The sequence below is a fragment of the Paenibacillus sp. UNC217MF genome (genome assembly GCF_000686865.1).
Taxonomy (GTDB): domain Bacteria; phylum Bacillota; class Bacilli; order Paenibacillales; family Paenibacillaceae; genus Paenibacillus_B; species Paenibacillus_B suaedae.
Genome location: NZ_KK366028.1, coordinates 1 through 24,029 on the forward strand (window position 1 = coordinate 1; position 24,029 = coordinate 24,029).

The following is a 24,029-nucleotide window of genomic DNA, read 5'->3' on the forward strand; positions in this document are numbered from 1 at the left end:
TCAAGTCCGCTCGACTTGCATGTATTAGGCACGCCGCCAGCGTTCGTCCTGAGCCAGGATCAAACTCTCCGTTAAAGTTAAGTTTGAACTGCTCATATCTTTTGACGAGGTATTGCTACCTCATTCACAAACGTTGCTCGTTGTTCAGTTTTCAAAGAACAATCTTCAATCCAGCGCTTCGGCTTATTGCCTCTTTCGCTTTCGTTCACCGCGTCTCTCAGCGGCGACTCATATAATATATCACGCCCACAATAATAACGCAAGCACTTTTTTAAAAAAACTTTAAAAAGAATATAAGTCTGCTATAAAGCTAATTGCAGAGCCATTCTAACACCTGCATATAGCCTTATAGCAGACTCTATCGATACCAGCCCATAACAGGGTTGCTGCTATACTCGCACCGCCCAATAGGATCAATGTACGGCGAGTACTTCCTCTATCCATATCTGTCTTTCCTGCGTAAGTTGAACGATGCTGCCATCTACCGACACCCACGGACGAGTCATGTGGGAATCCTCCGTAAATACGATGCGTCCCACCCGTCCATCATTCAGTTTAACAAATGCGTTCTGATGCATCTGGGCCACCTTATGGATGAATATGCGTACAAGTTGGGGATCGAGCTGGCCGAATGATTCTTCCTTCAATCTCTCAAGTGCAATATAAGGAGAAGAAGCTCTCTTATATATTCGATTCTGTGTCATCGCATGGAAGATATCAGCGATCGCTACGATCTTGGCATACGGGTGTATTCGCTCCCCCGTTACTCCTAGAGGGTACCCACTCCCATCGATACGCTCATGATGCTGCAATGCGGCAAGTTTAACACCATCATTAATGGCTGGCACATTTCGAAGCAACTCATAACCATAATGGGTATGTCTGCGCATCTCAATCTTCTCGTTTTCCGTCAGGGTGCCTTTTTTAGACCAGATATCGCTATCGACCTTAGTCTTCCCAATATCGTGCAGCAGCCCAGATAAAGCGATCTGCATCCCTTCTTTGGAAGGATACCCGCTCCATTGTCCGATAAGATATGACGTGAGTGCAACAGCAGCGGATTTATGATACACATAGTCTTCTTCATTTCCTTGCAGCATTTCTTTAATTTGTGGATGGAAGCAGACTGGAGAGTAATGTTCGCTCTGTCCGAGCAGCCATTCCATTTGCTGGCGCAGTTCTAATATAGGAAGCTTGGTAGCCCCTGCTGTCTTATATACATTCTTGAGTAGGTTCACCATCTGAAGCCATGATTCTACAAAGCCGGCATCATGTTGAAAATGGCTCGTCTGGCGTGATGCTTGAGGAATGGTCGGTTCACAGTTTTTGCGATCCGGCGCATCCGCACGTGTCCCTGCACTGTCCATAACCGGCGAAGGATTTGAACTTGCCACTGCAACTGATTTGATCATAAAAGCATCGAGCACATCCAAATCACGTATACTGAGCGTTCTTCCTTTATTCATAATTACGCCGCCAAGCCCTGTTATCACGTCCTGCTCCAATTGATCTCCTGGCTTAGCTTGCGAGACGGGGATGAATACCATAGGTTCTTACACTCTCCTGTTGGCCTCTTCATATGGATTTGACTCGGTTATCGTTATGTATCTGCTTATATCAAGGAAAAGGGCGCACTCTATAAAAGAATACGCCCTACCTGTTGTCAATGCTCACACTGCTGCTGCATCTTCACGTTCATCATTCTATTCTAATTCCGGTTCGGAGGCAGAAGGTGCTTCGCTCTCTGTCATGCCCGGATTTTGTTCTGCTTCTTCAGACGATTCTTCAGAGGATTCCTCAGGATCATCCTCAGTCTTATCGCAGCGGCTAACCGTAGATACGGAATCGTCGTCGCGGATATTGATGAGCTTCACACCTTGCGTGTATCGACCCATTTGGGAAATGCCCGACATGCTTGTACGAATAATCGTTCCTGATGCAGTGATAATCATCAAGTCCTCTCCATCCTGTACAACCTTCAAGCCGACTACTGCACCGTTCTTGTCCGTTACATTGATCGTCTTAATCCCTTTACCGCCACGGCTCTGAATTCGATAGTCTTCCATAGGGGTACGTTTGCCGTAGCCTTTGGCTGTAACAATAAGCACATCGTTCTCCTTATTGACTACATCCATGTCAATTACGACATCTTCACTATCAAGCGTAATGCCTTTGACGCCTGTAGCCGAACGTCCCATGGAGCGAACGTCGTTCTCAGAGAATCGGATCGACATTCCCATCTTCGTACCCATAATGATCTCCTGCTCGCCGTCCGTCAGGCGAACCCCAATCAACGCATCATCATCACGAAGGTTGATGGCAATCAAGCCGCCTTTGCGAATGTTGACATAATCGTCAAGCGGAGTCTTCTTCACGATCCCTTGGCGGGTTGCAAAGAACAGGTACTTGTCAGATTCAAATTCCACAACTGGAATCACCGCACTAATGGACTCACCCTGTTCAATTTGAATCAAATTGATAATTGGCGTCCCTCTCGCCGTGCGGCTCAAGTCTGGAATCTCATACGCCTTGATGCGGTAAACCTTACCCTTGTCCGTGAAGAACATCAGGTAATGGTGAGAGTTGGACACGAATAAATGCTCTACGAAATCATTATCCTTCGTATCCATACCAACTACACCACGGCCTCCACGCTTCTGGCTACGATATGTCGTTACCGGAAGACGCTTAATATATCCGCTATGCGAAATGGTGATGATAACATCTTCTTGAGGGATCAGATCCTCATCAAGTATGCTATCCTCGCCAATCGTGATTTCTGTACGGCGCTCATCCCCATACTTCTGCTTCACTTCTTCAAGCTCATCGTTGATGATGGTCAGCACAAGATGTTCGTTCGCCAAGATTTCACGGTATTCCGCGATCTTCATCAGCAATTCGTTATATTCAGCTTCGATCTTCTCGCGCTCCAAGCCTGTCAGACGGCGCAGACGCATATCGAGAATCGCCTGTGCTTGGTCGAAGCTTAGACCGAATCGAGTGATTAACCCTTCACGAGCCTCTTCGTCATTCTTCGAGCCGCGGATAAGCGCAATAATCTCGTCGATATGATCAAGCGCAATGCGCAGGCCCTCGAGAATATGTGCACGTGCCTCGGCTTTCTTCAAATCGTACTCGGTACGGCGACGAATCACTTCGATCTGGTGCTCCAAATAATAATGGAGCATCTCACGCAAATTAAGAACGCGAGGCTCTTGATTCACAAGCGCCAGCATATTGATGCCGAAGTTGCTCTGCATCGCTGTATGCTTGTACAAGTTATTCAGAACGACATTCGGGTTCACATCACGGCGCAGTTCGATAACAACGCGCATTCCGTTGCGGTCAGATTCATCACGAAGGTCAGTAATGCCGTCAATGCGCTTCTCGCGTACCAATTCAGCAATCTTCTCAACGAGACGAGCCTTAATGACTTGATAAGGCAATTCGTGAACAACGATACGAGCCTTGCCATTATTGTCCTCGATTGTCGCACGTGCCCGCATCGTAACAGATCCGCGGCCAGTCGCATACGCTTGGCGAATACCTTCCCGACCCATAATCAATCCAGATGTTGGGAAGTCTGGTCCCTTGATGTATTCCATCAAGTCCATTGGCGTTAACTCTGGATTCTGAATCAGCGCCTGCAGACCGTCAATGACTTCCGTCAGGTTGTGCGGTGGGATGTTCGTTGCCATACCTACTGCGATACCTGATACCCCGTTCACGAGCAAATTCGGGAAGCGAGCCGGCAATACAACAGGCTCTTGCTCTTCGCCGTCATAGTTCGGAGCAAAGTCGATCGTTTCTTTGTTAATATCACGAAGCAGTTCCATGGCAATCTTGGAGAGTCGCGCTTCTGTATAACGCATCGCCGCGGCTGAGTCTCCGTCAATGGAACCAAAGTTCCCGTGACCATCCACGAGCATGTAACGAAGCGAGAAATCCTGGGCCATACGCACCATGGTCTCATATACGGCAGAGTCACCATGCGGGTGATACTTACCGATAACTTCACCAACGATCCTCGCTGATTTCTTATACGGTTTGTCCGGTGACATGCCGAGGTCTGACATCGCATACAAAATACGTCGGTGAACCGGCTTCAATCCGTCACGCACGTCCGGCAGAGCGCGGCTTACGATGATACTCATCGCGTAATCCAGGAATGATTCCCGCATCTCCGTGCCGATGTCGCGATCCCTGATTTGCGGTTGTTGTTCTTCCGCCATGCTGGACCTCCTTAAAATTCGTATTTAACAGCGTCATCATCATCTAGCAAAATGCAATATTTGCTCTCTACAAGCGAAAACGGCCCTTCCCCCCCATTAATGGAGTCGAACCATTTCCACGGACGAATAATCTTTTATCTAGTCCATATCGAAACTCCCCACATGGCAACACAAACCATTATGGACTAAAAAGGCGCCATGTTCACAAGGGATAATTTCTACTCTAGCTTGATCATGCGGATAAAATCATACTCATCAATTCCTTAACTGCACTATTTATATTATATTACTTTCACAAAAGAGATACAATTAAACGTTCCATGAAACCGCCCAAAATCCGAACATTTTCCACGACATATAGTTGATTGTACTATTTCTATTTGCCCGATTGATCATACATTGATATCAACTTCATATCCCTCTGCTCCCTACCCGTTCAAAAAATAAAATGATTGATTTGGAAAAGGGTGATGATGTTTGTCCAGCCGGCGTATATTTAGCAAATGGAAAAAGACGAAAATTTTGCAGGACTCCTCACTACGTTCGTATATTCCTAAGACGTCCATCTATAGTGGTCTCCGGTTGAAGGAGATGCTGAATCAATTTCAAATGGTGTATGTGAAACCTGACCTAGGTACTCATGGCAAAGGCGTTATGCGTGTTAAGCAGCACGCCAATGACTCATTCGAGTTGAGAGAAGGAACTTCCACGGTTACCTTCACCGAAATAGACTCTCTCCTGGCCAAAATCAAAACCAGAATCGGAAAACGAAAGTACTTGATTCAACAAGGAGTCCACATGCTGTCTCACCGGGGAAGGAAGTTCGATCTCCGTGTGTTCGTGCAAAAAAATGTGAACAACAAGTGGGAGGTTATGTCTATCTTCGGTCGAAAGGCGGCTGCTCACAAGATTGTGACGAACGTCAGCAACGGAGGAAAAATGGAATCACTGCGGACTCTCTTGAAGCCCCACTTAAATGCAAGCTCCACTCAGCAGCTCCGCAGCGAGTTGGAACGAATCGGGCTGTCCGTCGGGGCACGACTGAGCAAGGGGCACAAGGGTCTCAAGGAGCTTGGGCTCGATATTGCGATTGACAAAAGCATGCACCCTTGGATCTTAGAGGTCAATACGAAGCCCGCTATCTACGTGTACCGCACATTCAACCCTGCTGCTTATCGCCGCATCGTCCGAAATGCCAAAGCTTATGGACGATTGAAGTAACAAGGATTCCTCTCACCTACTGCATCAACTGAAGCCCGCTGCCACACCAAAGCCCCAGTCCTGATGTGGAACTGGGGCTCTATTGTTATATCGAACCTCCGTGCTTCGCGATGGAGTGCACGATCCCAAGTGGTAGGATTCGATTAGAAATCAAGATTTTTAACGAACTTGGCATGGCGCTGAATGAAATCACGTCGTGGTTCAACGTTATCACCCATTAGCGTATCAAACACATCATCTGCCATCTTGGCATCATCGAACGAAACTTGGAGCATTTTCCGGCTCTCAGGATCCATTGTCGTCTCCCACAGCTGCTCTGCATTCATCTCACCAAGACCTTTATAACGCTGAACATTGATCTTCACGCCTTCACCAAATTCCGCGATAATTTCGTCCTTCTGCTTGTCGCTATCTGCATATCGAACAATTTTGTTGCGCTCAATTTTATAGAGCGGCGGCTGTGCAATGTACACGTATCCCGCTTCGATAAGCTTGCGCATGTAACGATAAAAGAAGGTCAATAGAAGTGTTCGAATGTGAGCACCGTCGACGTCGGCATCGGTCATGATGACGATTTTGTGATAGCGAGCTTTCTCAAGATCAAAGTCTTCGCCAATCCCTGTGCCAAGCGCCGTAATAATCGCACGAATCTCTGCGTTGGATAAGATCTTATCCAAGCGAGACTTCTCAACGTTCAAGATTTTACCCTTCAGCGGCAATATCGCCTGGAAATGGCGATCACGGCCTTGCTTCGCAGAACCGCCCGCAGAGTCACCTTCGACAATGAACAATTCGCAATGTGCAGCATCCTTGGAAGAGCAATCCGCCAGCTTACCTGGAAGGGAGCTCACTTCAAGCGCACTCTTGCGGCGCGTCAACTCACGTGCTCGGCGAGCTGCTTCTCGAGCTCGGGATGCCTGCATCCCCTTCTCAACGACCTTCTTCGAAACCATCGGGTTCTCGTTCAAGAACTCCATGAACTTCTCAGAAAATACGGATTCCACTATGCTGCGTACTTCACTGTTGCCGAGCTTCGTCTTCGTCTGTCCTTCGAATTGCGGCTCTGGAATCTTCACGGAAATAATCGCGGTCAGACCCTCGCGAACATCGTCCCCACTTAAATTGGAGTTATTGTCCTTCATGAGATTCATCTTCCGAGCATAATCGTTAATGATTCGCGTAAGGGCACTCTTAAAACCAGATTCATGCGTACCACCTTCGTGCGTATGAATGTTGTTGGCAAAAGAGTAAATATTCTCGGTGTAACTATCGTTATATTGGAGTGCGATTTCGCACGTAATGTTATCTTTGGAGCCTTCCACGTAAATGGGCTGCTCATGCATCTTCTCACGATTGCGGTTCAGGTACTCAACGAATTCCTTGATACCGCCGTCGTACTTAAATGTTTCTGAATGTCCAGTACGCTCATCGGTAAGCACCATTTGGATGCCTTTGTTCAAAAATGCGAGCTCGCGAATACGGGACAAAAGTGTGTCGTATTCGTATACCGTCGTCTCTGTAAACACTTCAGGATCGGGCTGGAACCGAATCGTTGTGCCGGTCTCCTCCGTGTCTCCGATTATCTCCAAATCGGCTTGAGGAACCCCGCGATGATATTCCTGCTGGTGGATATGTCCGTCTCGTTTCACGGTAACGATTAAGCTCGAAGACAAGGCATTTACGACCGAGACACCAACACCGTGCAAGCCGCCGGATACTTTGTATCCTTCGCCGCCGAATTTACCGCCCGCATGAAGCACGGTCATAACAACTTCAACAGCCGGGCGCTTCATCTTCTCTTGTATCCCGACTGGAATACCGCGACCGTTATCCACGACCGTGATGCTGTTGTCTTCATGTACGGTTACTTCGATTTTCGTGCAATACCCAGCCAACGCCTCGTCAATACTGTTATCGACGACTTCCCATACCAAATGGTGCAGACCTTTGGCACTCGTTGAACCGATATACATCCCCGGCCGTTTGCGTACGGCTTCCAAGCCCTCCAACACCTGAATCTGGCTCTCATCATACGTGTTATGATTCACAGACATGCCTTCACCTACTTCTCTAATTTCAGTACCGTTCATTATGCCAATCGCATGTAATTGCAAGAGCATCATCCCAAGCAATCCCAACTGCTAGGCAGTGGAATATAGAGATGACGCTGTCAACAAGGCCATATGCAATGTTCGCTTACTCGTTAAAATGATGCGCACGCTTCTTCAATGTTGTAGATGATATCGGAGAGTAAAATACTTTTCCCTTCGTCACGACGATGGACTTTGCTTCTTCCTCGCCTATCGCCTCAACATTTTTCACTTTGTGCGCATTCGCCACGAACTGCTTAGACAGCTTAGATGATTTCTCTATCGATACATCAAAAATGGCGACCAGTTCCGAGGAACGAATGACTCTTTCTCCGCCCAAGTGAATATACATAGCGCTCACTCCCCTTAGAACAACCTCTTACCGCATGACTTGCCCATTTTCCACGTGGAACATATTTGCATCATGCAACTTGCTCGTATTAATGCCTTCAATGCCTGTCGTCGTAATGAACGTTTGTACCTTGCTCTGAAACGTCTCAATCAGCTGCGTCTGGCGCATCGAATCAAGCTCAGACAGAACATCGTCGAGCAGTAGGATAGGATATTCTCCTATTTCCTCGTGCATCAGTTCGATCTCAGCCAGCTTCAACGACAGCGCTGTCGTCCTCTGCTGACCTTGCGATCCATAGGTTTGCACTTCTTTGCCGTTAATGTAGAAGGCAAGATCGTCCCGGTGCGGTCCGACAAGTGTCATGCCGCGCCGCACCTCCTGGTCTTTCATCTGTGTTAACTTTAACATAAATTGCTCGAATAAGACAGCTTCATCTTCGTCTGGCATCGCAAACGATGGACTATATTCAACGGTAAGAGCTTCCTTGCCATTCGTGATACCGGCATGAATTTGCTCCGCCCATGATTGGAGTTTCTTTAAATATTGTTTCCTTTTCTTTACAACTTTAACACCATTCGTAACAAGCTGCTCATTGAATATATCGAGCATCGTATTCGCTTGTCCGCTTGGGCTGCTCCACATTTGCTTGAGCAGATTGTTGCGCTGCAAGAGCACCTTCTGATACTGCTGCAGATGGTATAGATAGCTTGGCTGAACTTGGCCAATCTCCATATCCAGAAATCTCCGGCGAATGCCTGGCGATCCCTTTACGATCTCCAAATCCTCTGGGGCGAACATGACAACATTAAGCGCACCAATGAAGCCGCTCAGCTTACGCTGCTCTAAACCATTCAGCTTTGCCTTTTTCCCCTGCCGAGAAATGTTTAGCTCCAGCTGAACTGTTCCGTACTTCCGTTCTACAGATGCTCGAAGCTGTGCATGCTCTGCTTCCCATCCGATGAGTTCTTTATCTCGTGGTGTCCGATGTGATTTCGTCAGGGCAAGCACAAATATGGATTCGAGCAAATTGGTCTTCCCCTGCGCATTATTGCCGACAAAAATATTAACTCGATTGTCTGTATTCAATTCGAGCGCGCCATAATTGCGATAATTTTGCAGAGCGATCGATTTGACGAACACTCGATTAAGCCTCCTGAGATGAAACGATGAGGAACTCACCGCATCCATCTACTGAGACAACGTTGCCCGGATACAGCTTCCGGCCGCGCCGCGCTTCATCTTCACCGTTTACTTTCACCATGTTCTCTGCCAGCATAATTTTGGCGTGACCGCCTGTTGAAGCGCAATTAGCCAACTTCAGAAACTGCCCTAGCGTAATGAATTCCGTTCGAATTTGGATGTCATTCATGTCGTATCCTCCTTGTGATGCAGATGCACCAACCCTATCTTAATTTGTGGTGCGGTATGGCAAAATGAGATGCAAGCTGCTGACGTGTTCAGTCGGCTTAATGATGATTGGGCTCATTGCCCCTGTAAATCCAATGAAGATGTTTTCACATTCGACAACCTTCAACACATCCAGCATATATTTCGAGTTGAAAGCAATCCGAAGCGGATCCCCTTTGAATTCCTTCACATCCAATTGCTCTGTAACACGGCCTAGCTCAGATGAGCTGGAGGAAATTTCTATCGTACCATCTTCCTTCGTCTGCAGACGGACAATGTTCGTTTTATCTTCACGGGACAGCAAATAAGCACGGTCAATTGCATCGATGAGCTTTTTTGTGTCCAAAATAAGTTCTGTTTTGTAGTTTTGCGGAATAATTTTAGAAGTATCTGGATACGTCCCATCCAAAATACGCGAATAGAATAGAACTCGATCGATTTTGAACAACACTTGGTTGTCGGCAACGACAATATCCACCATTGTGTTCTGATCAGGGATGATTTTGCTCAATTCATTCAGCGTCTTACCGGAAATGACAACATTCGTAAAACGAATCTCTGGGTCTGCTTGGATATCAGCTGTACGGCTTGCCAAGCGGTGACGGTCTGTGGATACGAATTTCAAATTACCTTCGCTCAGATTCCACAATACACCCGTCAAAATTGGCGTTGTTTCGTTAGAAGAAATAGCGAATGCGGTTTGCTTAATCATAGTTCTCAGCAAATCGCCATTGACTGTAATCACTTGGTTTTCTTCGATGCTAGGCAGAACAGGATACTCTTCTGGATCAAGTCCGACCATCTGGATATCTGTTGTACCAGAACGAAGGAATGTCTGGAATTGCTCCTTCACTTCGATCTCTACATCTTGGGAAGGCAATTTCTTAATGATTTCTACGAAAAACTTAGCCGGCAAAACAACGCTACCCGGACGTTCTACTTGAACAATCGTCTGGCGATCATCCTCAACTGGAATAAAGGTTTGAATAGAGATATCCGTATCACTAGCAGTAAGGGTAACCCCTTGGAACGTAACGTCAACCTTAATCCCGCTTAAAATGGGGATCGTCGTTCTGCTGGAAATCGCTTTAGATACGTTCTGTATCGCTTCATTTAGTTCATTTTTCAATATCGAAAGTTTCATACGTTCACTCCCTAACGCCAATTTGCGTTCATTCTACTGTTGCTATCTGTTACGAATCTTGTTATATCCGGTTGCTCTGAGTCGAGATATGCCGAATATGTGCTCTTCTTATGATGATCTATATAATCTTTTTTAATAATAGTAGTAATAGTAGGGGCACTGAATATGTGGATAACCCTCTTGAACAGGCATAAAGTAAAGCCTATCCACATGTGTATAGATTGTGTATAGGCTTGTTATGTTGTTCACAGCGTTGGATTTTTAATTTTGTCGATCAGGTTCTGTACAACCTTATAAAGTTCCTGATCTTGCTGCAGATTTTGGGTGATTTTCTCGTGGGCATGAATGACGGTTGTATGATCTCGTCCGCCAAAGGCTTCACCAATTTTCGGCAAGGAATAATCAGTGAGCTCCCGCGATAAATACATGGCAATTTGACGGGGAAAAGCGACGGCTTTCGTTCTCTTGCGTGCCTTGAAATCCTCCATCTTAAGTCCATAGAACTCCCCGACCTTATGCTGAATGTCCTGGATCGTAATCATCTTCGGACGGCTGGACGGGATGAGATCCTTGAGTGCCTCTGCAGCCAAGTGAGTCGTGATATCCTGATTTGTCATCGTGGAAAATGCGACAACGCGCGTAAGCGCACCTTCCAACTCACGAATGTTCGTATTGATCTGGTTGGCGATGTACACCATGGCTTCATTCGGTATATCCAAGTTCTCGGCCTTAGCCTTCTTGCGCAGAATCGCAATTCGCGTCTCGAGATCCGGCGGCTGAATATCCGTAATAAGACCCCATTCGAAGCGAGAACGCAGCCGTTCCTCTAATGTTTCGATCTCCTTAGGAGGGCGATCGCTGGAGAGGACGATGTGCTTGTTCTCGTTATGCAGTGCATTGAATGTATGGAAGAACTCCTCCTGGGTCTGTTCCTTCCCTGCCAAGAACTGAATGTCGTCAATAAGCAAAATGTCAATATTGCGGTATTTGTTGCGGAAGCTTTCTCCGCGGTTATCCCGAATGGCATTAATGAATTCATTCATAAATTTCTCCGACGTCGTATAGACGACGCGGCTTGCGGGATTATGCTCCAAAATATAATGACCGATCGCATGCATGAGATGCGTTTTGCCGAGACCTACTCCTCCGTATAAAAAGAGCGGGTTATAAGCTTTAGCCGGCGCTTCAGCGACGGCGAGCGATGCAGCATGCGCGAAGCGATTGTTCGAGCCAATGACGAATGTATCGAACGTGTATTTTGGGTTAAGCATATTGGAAGCCGGTTCATCATAGACAGCGACTCGAGCCGGTGAAGCCTGTGGCTGTACGACTTCTGCTTCCGCTTGAGCTGCTTCCTCAATAATGAACTTGACGTCCACTTGCTTGCCCGTTTCTTCCATCACTGTTGAGCTGACAAGCTTCGTATACCGGCTCTCAAGCCATTCCACCGAAAATGTATTCGGTGCAGTAATGAGCAGCTGTGAGTCTGTAAACTTTACAGCTTTCGTGGCCTTGAACCAGGTATCAAAGCTAGGTTTGCTTAGCTTCGTCTGGATGACGGACAATATTTCCTGCCAATGTTCATTTGCTTGGCGCTCCACAGATTGTTTCACTCCTTCAAGCCTGCTGCGTCTTCATATGACGCGCTTACCGGCAATTACGCCTGAAAAAAGGACAATTGCCCCGACAAGACGCAAAAAGGCTCCGCAAGGCGCAGAAAGCCCTCTTAATGAGGAAGAAGGTTCACAAGACGTAAAATCATCATGAACTAGCCTGTCCTCGAAAAGAGCGTATTGTCGGGGTCTATGCTTACATGTCGATATGCTTGTGCTCCAGAGAAAATTTCTCGCGTTTTCCACGAAACATCAGACATGTTGCTGTCGAAGTATACCGTTTCTTACAACTATTTATCCACAATATGCAGATCATGTCGAACAAGTTCTAAACATGTGAGTATAAATTGTTCACAACCTTATCCACAGACTGTTGATAAGTAAATATCCACAATCGCTATTCACAACCGAAAAGCAATATAATCATAGCAGATGGGGCCTTATATTTCAATAATCGGGCTTATTTTATCCACAAATTCAATAACTTGTGCATAAATGTTATCTACACCACTAGATATTGTTCATAACTTGTTTCTTTTCGACATGACCAGACAAAGGTCCGCTATTTTTTATACACAGGCAAGGGGACGGAATTGTCGATATTTTTTAGTTTTGCACATGTGTATAACAAAATGTGTCGAGCATGATCGAAGTTCGAAGTGTGGATAATCTTTTCTATACATAATAAGAATGTTATTTTTCATTATGATGTGAATTCGGAATCGAAAAGAGATGATAGGAGAAACGGTGAGGATTGACTTTTCCCGCGTATTCTGGTTAAATGTAAAAAGGAATTTTGCGCAGACAGATAAACGTAGCAATGAATGGTTCATCATGACATATCTCGTTCGAGGAGGTGCAATACGTTGAAACCGACATTTAAACCTAACGTGAGCAAACGTAAGAAAGTTCACGGTTTCCGTAAAAGAATGAGCACGAAAAACGGCCGTAAGGTGTTGGCTGCTCGTCGCCTAAAAGGCAGAAAAGTATTGAGCGCATAAGATCGCGTGAATACAAGACCACCTCGGTGGTCTTTTTTTCTTTTTACTCGAAAATCATACGTTTTTCGTCATAAAGGCGTCACATAAAATGTAGTAGAAGAAATGTTTATTCCGTTACGCAGGTGCCCATACTTTGATCATACCAATCAAGCATTTTAGAGTAGGGACGAGCGGAGTTCATCCGGAGAGATAGGAGAAAGATCCGATGCAAAAAGAGTATCGGCTGCAGGATCGCGCAGATTTTACTCGTGTTTATCGCAATGGTCGTTCCTTTGCCAATCATCAGCTTGTACTGTATGTTTATGCCCAGCCGAAGGTTGAACGGTTCCGCGTTGGGATATCGGCGAGCAAAAAGATTGGCAATGCGGTTGTGCGCAATCGAATGCGCCGCATGATCAAGGAAATTGTCAGACTTCAGGCAGATCGCATTATGGATCATGTCGATTTGGTGTTCATTGTGCGTAAAGGCGCGACGGAAATGGACTATGACAAGCTTGCCAAGAGCGTCCATCATGTCATGCGAAAAGCTTCTATATATAAATGAATGTAATTTGTCAGCAAGATCGCACGATACACCTGTTGAATCGTTTCCTTTAACAGGGGAAATGTGATATATTTACTGTTGGAATCGGAAGGTTAAGAGAGGGGTTATGCTATTGTCGCTGAACAAGTTGTTCTCGAACCGCAAATGGCTCTTGGTAGCGGTTTCTGTGCTGTTGATCGTTGTATTGTCGGGATGTACGTCCACGACCACTACGCTGAAGACGGAGGATTTGCTGCAGGGTAACTTCTGGGAGCGTAACGTGGTCTATTATTTTTCACTAGCACTTGATACATTCGCAGGCTGGTTCAGCGGGGAGTATGGATTCGCCATCTTGCTGCTAACCGTTATTGTTCGTCTGTGTATCTTGCCGCTTACAGTTAAGCAAATGCGCAGCTCGAAGGAAATGCAGAAGCTGCAACCTCAGCTCGCTGAAATAAAGAAGAAACATAAGGATAATCCGCAAAAGCAGCAGGAAGAAACGATGAAGCTGTTCCAACAGCACAACGTAAATCCGCTGGCGGGATGCTTGCCAATCTTCATTCAAATGCCAGTTTTTATCGCTTTGTATAATTCGATCTACATGAACTCTGCCATTCGTGAGCATACATTCTTGTGGCTCAAACTGGGTGAGGCGGATCCGTTTTATGTATTGCCGGTCGTTGCTGCATTGACGACATTCGTGCAGTCGAAGATGATGGCAAGTCAAAACCCAATGCAAGGCCCTATGCAATTCATGATGCTAATCTTCCCAGTGTTGATCTTCGTCATGTCGATCAACTTCCCAGCGGCACTTCCGTTGTACTGGGTATACAGCAACGTCTTTACTATTGTTCAGAACTATTTCCTTTATCGCGATAAGGATAAGGAGGTTCGTCCGGCGAAATGAATACGCTCGTTGTATCGGGAAAGACGATCGAAGATGCAATAAAGAACGGTTTGGAACGAATGAACGTAACCGAGGATCGCGTATCTGTTCGCGTGCTGGAAAAGCCATCACGCGGGCTGTTTGGACTTATCGGCGTTCGTCCAGCGAAGGTCGAGTTGACTCTTCTGCCGGACAAGGATGTCCCGCTCTCTGAACCTACAACACAATCATCGTCATCGAAGCCAGTTCAGACAGCATCTGCTGTGGCCGGCATGCAGGCAGCAGCAGTATCGAAGGATAGAGATCAGGAGATGGATGCTGATTCTACAGACGATATTGATCCGATTGAAGAAGCGAAGCAATTCATTATGGACGTTGCCCGCTCGATGGGGCTTGATGTGGAAGTTGGAGTACATAAGAGGAAGGACACGGTAACGCTTGATATTAGCGGCTCGGACTTGGGTCTTATTATTGGGCGCCGCGGTCAAACGCTTGATTCGCTTCAATACTTGGCGAACCTGGTAGCCAATCGTTATTCCAAGCATCATCTCCGTATTATTCTTGATGCAGAGCAGTTCCGCGAACGGCGTAAGAAAACGCTCGAATCGTTGTCTGAGCGGCTCGCGAACAAAGTGATTCGTTCCCGGCAAGAGGTTGTACTGGAGCCGATGACGGCGCAGGATCGCAAGATTATTCATGCGAAGCTGCAGGATCATCCGAAGGTAAAAACTTGCAGTAAAGGCGAGGAGCCTAATCGACGCGTAGTCATTATGATTAAATAGGCATGGCTGCACTTATGAATAACCTCTATTCAGAACGCATAGACAGATAGAAAATGCAATGATTGCGCCTGGTTCAGGGTGCTCTCATTGCATTTTTTCGTTATTTGACTCATTGAACGGGATTTCATGATTAGGCGTTTGACGTAAAATGAGATAATATAAATGTACCCTATATGTGCGGAGGTCATTATTAGGATGAATTACGAACCAATCGCAGCGGTATCTACACCGCTTGGCGAAGGCGGTATAGCGATTATCCGAGTAAGCGGAGAAGGATCTTTCGCTGAAGTGGATCGCATATTCCGTTCAAAAACGAAGCTAACAGAGGCGGACAGTCATACGATACATTATGGACATATTGTTGATCCACAGTCAGGGGAGCGAGTAGAAGAGGTGCTCGTAAGTGTGATGCGAGGCCCTCGTTCATTCACAACGGAGGATGTTGTCGAAATCAATACGCATGGCGGAATTATTTCGGTACGGAAGGTGATGGATATTCTGCTTCAGCAGGGAATTCGTCTGGCGGAGCCGGGAGAGTTCACAAAGCGTGCATTCCTCAATGGCAGAATTGATTTGTCACAAGCGGAGGCAGTTATTGATCTCATTCGCTCGAAGTCGGATCGTGCCTTCAGCATCGCTATGAAGCAGGCACAAGGTCAACTGTCTACGCGAATTAAGTCGCTCCGTCATACACTCATTGAGACACTTGCTCATATCGAAGTGAATATCGACTATCCAGAGCATGATGTTGAAGAGCTGACGAGCAACTTTATTCAAGATAAATGCGGGCAAGTCATGGAAGAAGTGACGCGGCTATTGAAGACCGCATCTGAGGGGAAAATATTGAGGGAGGGTATTGTCACTGCGATTATTGGGCGACCAAATGTCGGCAAATCATCGCTGCTCAATACGCTTGCCCAAGATAATAAAGCGATTGTCACCGATATTCCGGGAACAACTCGCGATGTGGTCGAGCAATTCGTAACCATTAACGGGATTCCGCTGCGTCTCTTGGATACGGCTGGCATTCGGGAGACGACGGATGTGGTGGAACGAATTGGGGTAGAGCGTTCACGCAGTGCACTCCAAGAAGCAGACCTTATTCTTTTCGTTGTGAGTAACAATGATGAGCTTCATCCGGATGAACGGGAATGGATGGAGCAAATTACGGGTAGACAAGTGATTGTCATTGTGAATAAAATGGATCTGCCTACGGTGTTGGATGATACTCCGTTGAAGGAAGCATTTGGCGAGAGCCAAATCGTGCGTATGTCCGCGAAAGAGCAGGAAGGCGTGGACGCGCTGGAGAAGGTGATCTCCGAGTTGTTCTTCAGCGGTGGAATTGAAGCGGGGGATATGACGTATGTCAGCAACGTACGGCATATTGCGCTGCTCAAGAAGACGCTGCGGGCACTAGAAGACGCTGTGGAGGCATCACAGCAGGGAATACCAATTGATATGATTCAAATCGACGTGCGCACCGCTTGGGAGCTGCTCGGCGAAATCATTGGAGACTCTGTAGGCGATTCGCTGATTGACCAGATCTTCTCCCAGTTCTGTCTTGGAAAATAGAGAGTTGTGATCACGGTGAAAGGTCTTGCTGCCGTGAGTGCTGTTTATTTATAGAGAAAGTTGTTAAAGGAGGGAGCCCCATGCCATTTGAGGCGGGACAATATGATGTAATAGTTATCGGAGCGGGCCATGCGGGCTGTGAAGCGGCACTTGCTTCTGCACGGATGGGCTGCAATACGTTGCTGTTGACGATTAACTTAGATATGGTTGCTTTCATGCCGTGCAACCCTTCGATTGGCGGCCCAGCTAAGGGCCATGTTGTACGCGAAATCGATGCATTAGGCGGAGAAATGGGCCGCAATATCGATAAAACCTTCATCCAAATGCGGATGCTCAATACAGGGAAAGGGCCAGCAGTCCACGCGCTGCGTGCTCAGGCCGACAAGGTATTGTATCAGGCAAAAATGAAGGAAACAGTAGAAACAACGCCGAACTTGACGCTGCGTCAAGGCATGGTCGAGGAATTGATCGTGGAAGACGGTAAATGTGTAGGTGCCATCACTAAATCAGGTGCTATCTTCCGCTCGAAAACGGTTGTCTTAACGACAGGTACGTACTTGCGAGGCAAAATCATTATCGGTGAATTGATGTATGAGAGCGGCCCGAACAACCAACAACCGTCTTTGAAGCTGTCCGAATGCTTGCGCAATCTCGGATTTGATCTCGTTCGCTTCAAGACAGGTACTCCTCCGCGGGTGAATGGAGGGACAATCGACTTTTCCAAAACAGAAATCCAGCCTGGAGACGATCATCCGAAGTTCTTCTCTTATGAAACGAAGTCTTCCGATAATGAGCAGCTTCCTTGCTGGCTAACGTATACGTCGGAGAATACGCATCGCATTATCAATGATAACTTGCATCGTGCACCGATGTTCTCTGGTGTCATTGAAGGTACAGGTCCTCGTTATTGCCCGTCCATTGAAGATAAGATCGTTCGCTTTGCGGATAAACCGAAGCATCAAATCTTCCTGGAGCCGGAAGGCAAGGATACAGCTGAGTATTATGTACAAGGACTGTCCACGAGTATGCCTGAAGATGTTCAGTTGCAAATCCTGCGCTCTGTACCGGGACTCGAGAACGCGGAAATGATGCGAACTGGATATGCGATTGAGTATGATGCAGTCGTGCCGACACAGCTGTGGCCAACGCTGGAGACAAAACAGGTAGATGGCTTATTCACAGCTGGACAAATTAACGGAACATCGGGTTATGAAGAAGCTGCTGCGCAGGGGGTTATGGCCGGCATCAATGCTGCACGCAAGGTGCAGGGCAAGCCTGCTGTCATCCTGAATCGCTCGCAAGCTTACATTGGCGTGTTGATTGATGATCTCGTAACGAAGGGGACGAATGAGCCGTATCGTCTGCTTACGTCCCGAGCGGAATATAGACTGCTGCTTCGCCATGATAATGCGGATATGCGCTTGACGGATATCGGGCATGAGATTGGTCTTATTACCGATGAGCGGTACGCTTCATTCCAGCACAAACTTGACTTGGTCGGTCAAGAGCTGGAGCGCTTGAAGGCAACAAAGGTGAAACCGGATGAAGCCGTGCAGGCAATGCTAGCAGAAGCGGGTTCTGCTCCACTGACGAACGGTTGTGACGCCGTTACCTTGCTGCGACGTCCAGAAATATCTTATGCACATGTGGAAAAGTTATTCCCGTCGCCGCTTGAGTTGGATGAAGAAATGAAGGAACAGGTTGAGATTCAGATTAAGTATGCAGGATATATTGAGAAGCAGCTGCTACAAGTAGAGCGTCTGGCGAAGATGGAGAAGAAGCTGATCCCGCAGGATATCGATTATAGTGCGGTTCATGGCATTGCGTCGGAAGCGAAGCAGAAGCTAGCGAAGATTCGCCCGTTGTCGATCGGGCAAGCATCGCGTATTTCTGGTGTAACTCCTGCAGATATTTCAATCCTGCTTGTATATTTGGAGCATTACAACCGCGTAACAGCCGAGAAGCACGCTCAGTCGTAATTCGGGTGAGCGGGCAGTGCCAAGTATGCAGGTTGGGGACATTAACTGCAGAAGAGGAGATTGCCAGTGATGGATGCATTGCAAGAACAGTTCCAAGGCTGGCTATCCGGACATGGATGGCCACCGATTACAGATACACAGTGGAATCAATTAGAGACGTATTATCGGGTGTTGGTGGATTGGAATGAGCGGATGAACTTGACCGGCATCACCGAGCGTGAGCTCGTATACGAGAAGCACTTCTACGATTCACTGACACTAGGCTTCCATGTCAATATGAAGGAAGTCAAGCGTATGGCTGATATCGGTTCAGGGGCAGGATTCCCAGGGATTCCACTGGCGATTATGTTCCCGCATTTTCAGTTGACGATTGTTGATTCCCTTAATAAGCGAATTGTATTTCTGAATCATCTGGTGCAGGAGCTTGGATTGACGGGGGTTAGCTGTATTCATGGGCGTGCTGAGGAGGTTGCTCGCAAGCCGGAGCACCGCGATCAGTATGATCTTGTGACAGCACGTGCTGTTGCCAGATTGAACGTGCTGAATGAGTTCTGCCTGCCGTTCGTGCGTCCAGGCGGCACATTCGCAGCGATGAAGGGGACAGATCCACAGGAAGAGATTGTGGAGGCGAAGCGAAGCCTACAAGTGCTGCAGGCCACATTTACAGCTGACCATGCATTGAAGCTTCCGGTGGAGCAGTCCGAGCGTCACATTATAGTGATGTCGAAGAAGGGGCCAACACCGAAGGCTTACCCACGTAAGCCCGGCACGCCGCTGAAGACACCAATTGTGTAGAGGAATATAAGGCAAGTTAGGAATAGGGAAAAGAGGCCGAAAACGTTAGGCCTCTTTTTTTGTGTCAGTCGATGTGGATGGAACTAATATTCGGCTATGATTGCAATCTGGAATCAAACATCAATTGGATGTGAATACCGAACGGATCTTCGATTATACCGTAGGCTTTGCTGAATATATTGCTCGATAATGGGACAATAATGCGTACCCGTTTATCCGTAATCAAGCTGGCATAAAATCGTTCCACTTCCTCTAAATCAGGGCTCTGAATGCACAGTGACGTGTTATTGCCAACAGTATAGGCTTCCCCAGGGTTCATTGTATCTTCTGCAATCATTATTTTCGTTCTGCCAATCGATAAGACAGAGTGAGTAATCTGATTCTTGTTGTCCTCCGTAAGCGTTATGGAGCTGTCACGCTTCGCCATGTCTTGATAGGTCACAACCAGCAATTCCTTCGCGTTCAAATGTTGTTTGTAAAAATGAATGGCTTCCCGTGCTTGTCCGTTCATGGACAGGAAAATAGCGACTTCTAGTGTTGCGCTCATCGTATCAGTCTCCTTGTGGATCATCGTGGTTGGCAGATATCTTTTAGCATTTGATATTTGACCTTGGTTTTATCATAATTGCTAAAGGTATCAAATCATGACACCTTTAATAAGGAGATTCGCATGAATAAATTAGAACGATTACAAGACATGCTCAGATACTTAAATAGTCGAGAGTTTTTTAATTTAAAAGACCTCATGGATAAGTACCAGATTTCAAAAAGTACAGCTTTGCGTGATATTCGCTCGTTAGAACAATTAGGCATGCCTATCTATTCGGAATATGGATGTCATGGGCGATATGGTATTTTGCAGAATCGATTGCTATCGCCGATTATCTTTACGCTTGATGAAGTTTACGCTCTGTATTTCGCCATGCTGACGCTGCAATCTTATCAATCTACTCCATTTCATATGCATGTCAATCAGCTGCAAGAGAAGTTTGAAAAGTGCCTTTCGCAAGAACAAATCAAGAAGATTCGTAGCATGAAAAAGGTTCTGCAATTGGAAAGCAATCAGCATCATCATGTAAGTCTTTATTTGGAACAAATCTTGAAGAGCATTCTTCATGAAAACATCTGCACCATTCAATATACACGGAATAAGGGCAGCAAGAGTTATCGGGTTCAATTTTTCAAAATTTCTGCTAAGTTCGGTCAATGGTACGCAACAGGGATAGAGGTAAATACAAATCAACAACGAGTGTTCCGATGCGATAAAGTTACCTCCATGCAGGTGGAAGCAGAAGAATCCCGCTTTTCACTTGATGAACTAGTTAGCCGCTCTTTAGAACTATACCAGTCGGTGTGCCATATTCGTTTTGAGGTAGAAATTGAAGAGCAGGCCAAGGACATCTTCTATAAAGAATCTTATCCTTCTATGAAACTAGATATCGGTGAACAGACCGTCATTACAGGATTCTACAATCCAGGAGAAGAATCATTTATCGCCGAATATTTCATGAGGTATGGCAGTCATGTGGTAGCAGTAAAGCCTGGATCATTACGAACAATGATTCAATCGAAGGTAGAGCAGCTCTTACAGCATTATCAAACCTCAATTACTTGAGTTGGAGAAGGCTATGAATCTATCAGCGGAGCAAGCAGGACTAACTGGGGAAAATTGGGGCAGCTAGATTACAGTGGCGTAAATCTTTCCCTCTCTATCCTATGTTACGATTTAAGAGACATCATGAATGGCTTAGAGAGAAGGAAATATAGAATGAACATAGATTGCTGGTACAAACCGATATGGAAGGTCTCATGTGCTTTGATTGTTGCTGCTGGGGTATTGGCTGCTCCTCTTGGAGTGGGGACGGCTTCTGCTCAAGCGCCGCTACTGCCTGTAGGTGGGCCAATGATCGTTCCATCTCATACAGCAGCGAAGACAGATGATCCATACACAGGAAAAGGGATTAAAGTCGCCGTCATCGATTCTGGTGTAGATATGGAGCATCCCTTATTGAAGGATCGAATTGTGAAGGCATATGACTTTGTGGAAGGTGATGAGTTTCCACAAGATGAGAAGGGACACGGCACGCATGTTGCTGGTATTGTGGCACAGCAAGCGCCTGGCGCCTCGCTGCTCATTTACCGTGCGGTCGCCTCTGAAGGTCATGAATTCACGTCTACGATTGCAGAGGCAATGCAGCGTGCGATTGAAGATGGAGCGAGAGTCATTAATTTATCCCTGCATTCAGATATCGATGCTCCAGATGAACCACTGTCCCAGGCAATTGCGGATGCAGCAAGCAAAGGGGTGGTTGTGGTCAACTCCAGCGGCAACGCAGGGGAGAAGCTATGGAGTATTACAGCGCCAGGACTGGTGGAGGATGTCATCACCGTTGGGGCATCTACCTTACCTACTTATGAACCAATGCTCTCGAAGAACGATCGCAGCATACGCCTAATTTCAGATAGAAATACACCTGCTTTTCCGAAGCAGGGCTCCGCTGATGTTGTCTTCGTTAGTGGGTACAGTCCTAGAGTAATTACACAGAAGCAGCACCAAGGGAAATGGATCGTAGTGAGGACTCCCAGTTCCTCGGTAACATCTTATTATGAAGCGGCATGCCGAGCGAAGGCAAGCGGTATTCTGTTCTATCAAGATGGGAAGGTAGAGTGGGAACCGGAGATTAATATTAATATTCATAATGAGCAAGATCATCGACTTATTCCCGCGGCTACGATTTCTCCACAAGGAGCGACGATGTTGAAGCAAGGCAAGTCGGCAGTCTGGCAGTGGGGAGAAGAGCAGAGAAGCCGAATGTCAGCGATGAGTTCTCGCGGTCCCGCTGTAGGCACTTGGCTTATGAAGCCGGATCTTGTAGCTCCGGGGATTGATGTACGCAGCTCGATGCCGCGTGATCTATATGAGCAGGGTTATGGGAATATGAGCGGATCGAGCATGGCCGTCCCTTATGTGTCGGCCGCAGCCGCGATCATTCTAGAGGCACATCCGGAGTGGACGCCTGCAATGGTGAAGTCGGCGCTGATGACTTCAGCGGATAAGCTTACGGATATCAATGGATCGGAATATCCGTATCACGCACAGGGATCAGGACTCGTAAATATAGATAAAGCGCTGGATGCACATACCTTCCTACAGCCCACGGCGTTAACGTATGGAGTAGTTGGATCAGAGTCTTGCGGTGCAAAGAAGGAGCAGACGTTCCAAGTGACGAATCGCACCGCGCAGGAAATAACCTATCAGGTTACATTGTCATCCGAAGCAAGGAAATGGGACATCTCCTATCCTGCTTCCATTACGTTGCAGCCTGGCGAGACAGTCCGTGTTCCTGTTGTATGGGATCTAGCCACTCTTATGGAGACGGGAATCCTTACTGGGAGCCTCCAGCTTACGAACGGAACAGAATTGCTACGAATCCCTTTCCAATTGATACATGGTTCCGGTCATTATCCGCTGCTGACGGGATGGTTTGCAGACGATCAACTGCTCACGCCGAACGGGGACAAACATAAGTCAATCCGATTCCATTATTATTTGCCAGGCGACGTCGATCGAATGATTATTACAGCGAGTCGTATTGACTTAGGGAAGAAGGCTGAAGGTGAATATTTATTGTTCAATAAGCCGAATCCTATCAATGGATTGCATACGTACGAATGGAATGGTACAGATGTGACGGGCCGCAAACTGCCAGATGGGTTGTATAACTTGAAGAGTAAAGTGTTCGCGGATGGACGTTCGGAGATGAAGGACGATCAAATTATCTATATCGATCGTGAAGCCCCTAGGGCAACCTTTATGAAGGCAAAGGCGGAACGTGGAGTTGTGCAAGGGACGGTTCAAGACATGATGCTAACCCTTGATTATGCGGTACGACCTATGTTTCGTATTGCCTCGGGAAATAAGCAGCCGGCCCTGATTGATGTGAAGTGGAGTACTTCGAACACAGGAGATTGGAAGAGTGTGAGATTCAATGAAGACAAGAGGATGTTCCACGTGTCTCTTGTAGGGTCAGGGCTTAAAAAGGGCAAGCACAATATATTTATCCGGATGGAAGATGCCGCTGGCAACGTACAAATTCAAAAAACACAAGTAAACATATAGCAGCTTGGAGCGGGGGGCATCCTCCGCTTTATTCTATTTACATGGAATAATTTTCATATTTATAGAGGTGGTAAGAGTTCATAGAATGTTAAGGAGGCAACCTAATCTTTTGCAATTATTTATGATAGGATAAAGAAGCTAACGTGATAGAATGTGGGGAAATGTTTCACGTGAAACATGTTCATGATAGATAAGGTGTTATCAAGAAAGTGATTAGAATAGAAGTGTAACGACGGCAAAAGATATCATTCGAAGTTTTTCTTTTATCGTGTACAAGAAAAGGCAGGAAAAAGGCACAAGCTTGGAGAATAC

Annotated in this window: 19 protein-coding genes and 1 rRNA gene; 10 read left to right on the top strand and 10 right to left on the bottom strand. The window is 46.6% G+C overall.

Going from position 1 to position 24,029, the window contains the following annotated elements; genetic code table 11:
* From BP95_RS0121635 to gyrA, 3 genes are all read right to left on the bottom strand, one after another.
* A 16S ribosomal RNA gene (locus BP95_RS0121635) occupies positions 1-75 on the bottom strand; the annotation flags it as partial.
* A gap of 338 nt (positions 76-413) precedes the next feature.
* Entirely contained in the window at positions 414-1,547 is a 1,134-nt protein-coding gene (locus BP95_RS0121640; protein WP_021257564.1) for an HD-GYP domain-containing protein, read from the bottom strand.
* Between the two features lie 156 nt (positions 1,548-1,703).
* Positions 1,704-4,232 carry a DNA gyrase subunit A gene (gyrA, locus tag BP95_RS0121645; protein WP_021257563.1) on the bottom strand — a complete coding sequence of 843 codons (2,529 nt, stop codon included), beginning with the start codon at positions 4,230-4,232 and terminating at the stop codon, positions 1,704-1,706.
* A 477-nt stretch (positions 4,233-4,709) separates the two neighbouring features.
* Here gyrA and BP95_RS0121650 point away from each other — a divergent pair, with 477 nt between their 5' ends.
* On the top strand, positions 4,710-5,453 hold the full coding sequence (locus tag BP95_RS0121650) for a YheC/YheD family protein (protein WP_028533223.1): 744 nt from the start codon (positions 4,710-4,712) through the stop codon (positions 5,451-5,453).
* Between the two features lie 143 nt (positions 5,454-5,596).
* Here BP95_RS0121650 and gyrB read toward each other — a convergent pair whose 3' ends face one another.
* The 6 genes from gyrB to dnaA form a co-directional block, all read right to left on the bottom strand.
* Positions 5,597-7,507, bottom strand: coding sequence for a DNA topoisomerase (ATP-hydrolyzing) subunit B (gene gyrB / locus BP95_RS0121655; RefSeq protein WP_021257561.1), 1,911 nt, complete (start codon positions 7,505-7,507; stop codon positions 5,597-5,599).
* Positions 7,508-7,649: 142 nt separating this feature from the next.
* Positions 7,650-7,895, bottom strand: a complete 246-nt coding sequence (gene remB, locus BP95_RS0121660) for an extracellular matrix regulator RemB (RefSeq protein ID WP_021257560.1) — start codon at positions 7,893-7,895, stop codon at positions 7,650-7,652.
* 27 nt (positions 7,896-7,922) lie between these two features.
* Positions 7,923-9,035 (bottom strand): DNA replication/repair protein RecF, encoded by a 1,113-nt coding sequence (gene recF / locus BP95_RS0121665; protein ID WP_021257559.1) that lies wholly within the window; start codon positions 9,033-9,035, stop codon positions 7,923-7,925.
* Positions 9,036-9,039: 4 nt separating this feature from the next.
* On the bottom strand, positions 9,040-9,264 hold the full coding sequence (gene yaaA, locus BP95_RS0121670) for a S4 domain-containing protein YaaA (RefSeq protein ID WP_021257558.1): 225 nt from the start codon (positions 9,262-9,264) through the stop codon (positions 9,040-9,042).
* Positions 9,265-9,303: 39 nt separating this feature from the next.
* Positions 9,304-10,446 (bottom strand): DNA polymerase III subunit beta, encoded by a 1,143-nt coding sequence (gene dnaN / locus BP95_RS0121675; protein ID WP_021257557.1) that lies wholly within the window; start codon positions 10,444-10,446, stop codon positions 9,304-9,306.
* Positions 10,447-10,691: 245 nt separating this feature from the next.
* On the bottom strand, positions 10,692-12,047 hold the full coding sequence (gene dnaA / locus BP95_RS0121680; RefSeq protein WP_021257556.1) for a chromosomal replication initiator protein DnaA: 1,356 nt from the start codon (positions 12,045-12,047) through the stop codon (positions 10,692-10,694).
* 878 nt (positions 12,048-12,925) lie between these two features.
* On the opposite strand from dnaA, the gene rpmH reads away from it, so the two are divergent.
* The 7 genes from rpmH to rsmG all read left to right on the top strand — a co-directional run bounded on the left by rpmH (position 12,926) and on the right by rsmG (position 19,597).
* Complete coding sequence (rpmH, locus tag BP95_RS0121685) at positions 12,926-13,060, top strand: 50S ribosomal protein L34 (protein ID WP_009223341.1); 135 nt, start codon at positions 12,926-12,928, stop codon at positions 13,058-13,060.
* A gap of 205 nt (positions 13,061-13,265) precedes the next feature.
* Complete coding sequence (gene rnpA / locus BP95_RS0121690; RefSeq protein ID WP_021257555.1) at positions 13,266-13,604, top strand: ribonuclease P protein component; 339 nt, start codon at positions 13,266-13,268, stop codon at positions 13,602-13,604.
* A gap of 106 nt (positions 13,605-13,710) precedes the next feature.
* The gene (locus BP95_RS0121695; RefSeq protein WP_021257554.1) at positions 13,711-14,490 is read left to right on the top strand and encodes a YidC/Oxa1 family membrane protein insertase; all 780 of its coding nucleotides are present in this window, start codon (positions 13,711-13,713) and stop codon (positions 14,488-14,490) included.
* Positions 14,487-15,251: an RNA-binding cell elongation regulator Jag/EloR gene (jag, locus tag BP95_RS0121700; RefSeq protein ID WP_021257553.1), complete on the top strand. Its 765-nt coding sequence runs from the start codon at positions 14,487-14,489 to the stop codon at positions 15,249-15,251. Before BP95_RS0121695 ends, jag begins: the two co-directional genes overlap by 4 nt.
* Positions 15,252-15,446: 195 nt before the next feature.
* A complete protein-coding gene (gene mnmE / locus BP95_RS0121705; protein WP_028533225.1) occupies positions 15,447-16,823 on the top strand; it encodes a tRNA uridine-5-carboxymethylaminomethyl(34) synthesis GTPase MnmE in 1,377 nt (458 codons plus the stop codon).
* Positions 16,824-16,903: 80 nt separating this feature from the next.
* Positions 16,904-18,802: a tRNA uridine-5-carboxymethylaminomethyl(34) synthesis enzyme MnmG gene (gene mnmG / locus BP95_RS0121710; protein ID WP_021257551.1), complete on the top strand. Its 1,899-nt coding sequence runs from the start codon at positions 16,904-16,906 to the stop codon at positions 18,800-18,802.
* A gap of 69 nt (positions 18,803-18,871) precedes the next feature.
* Positions 18,872-19,597 (top strand): 16S rRNA (guanine(527)-N(7))-methyltransferase RsmG, encoded by a 726-nt coding sequence (rsmG, locus tag BP95_RS0121715; protein WP_021257550.1) that lies wholly within the window; start codon positions 18,872-18,874, stop codon positions 19,595-19,597.
* A gap of 94 nt (positions 19,598-19,691) precedes the next feature.
* Here the strand turns inward: rsmG and BP95_RS0121720 are convergent, their stop codons facing one another.
* Positions 19,692-20,144 carry a VOC family protein gene (locus BP95_RS0121720; RefSeq protein WP_021257549.1) on the bottom strand — a complete coding sequence of 151 codons (453 nt, stop codon included), beginning with the start codon at positions 20,142-20,144 and terminating at the stop codon, positions 19,692-19,694.
* A gap of 123 nt (positions 20,145-20,267) precedes the next feature.
* On the opposite strand from BP95_RS0121720, the gene BP95_RS0121725 reads away from it, so the two are divergent.
* Both BP95_RS0121725 and BP95_RS0121730 read left to right on the top strand, forming a co-directional pair.
* Positions 20,268-21,212: a helix-turn-helix transcriptional regulator gene (locus tag BP95_RS0121725; protein WP_028533226.1), complete on the top strand. Its 945-nt coding sequence runs from the start codon at positions 20,268-20,270 to the stop codon at positions 21,210-21,212.
* A 153-nt stretch (positions 21,213-21,365) separates the two neighbouring features.
* On the top strand, positions 21,366-23,717 hold the full coding sequence (locus BP95_RS0121730) for a S8 family serine peptidase (RefSeq protein ID WP_028533227.1): 2,352 nt from the start codon (positions 21,366-21,368) through the stop codon (positions 23,715-23,717).
* Positions 23,718-24,029: the final 312 nt, after the last annotated feature.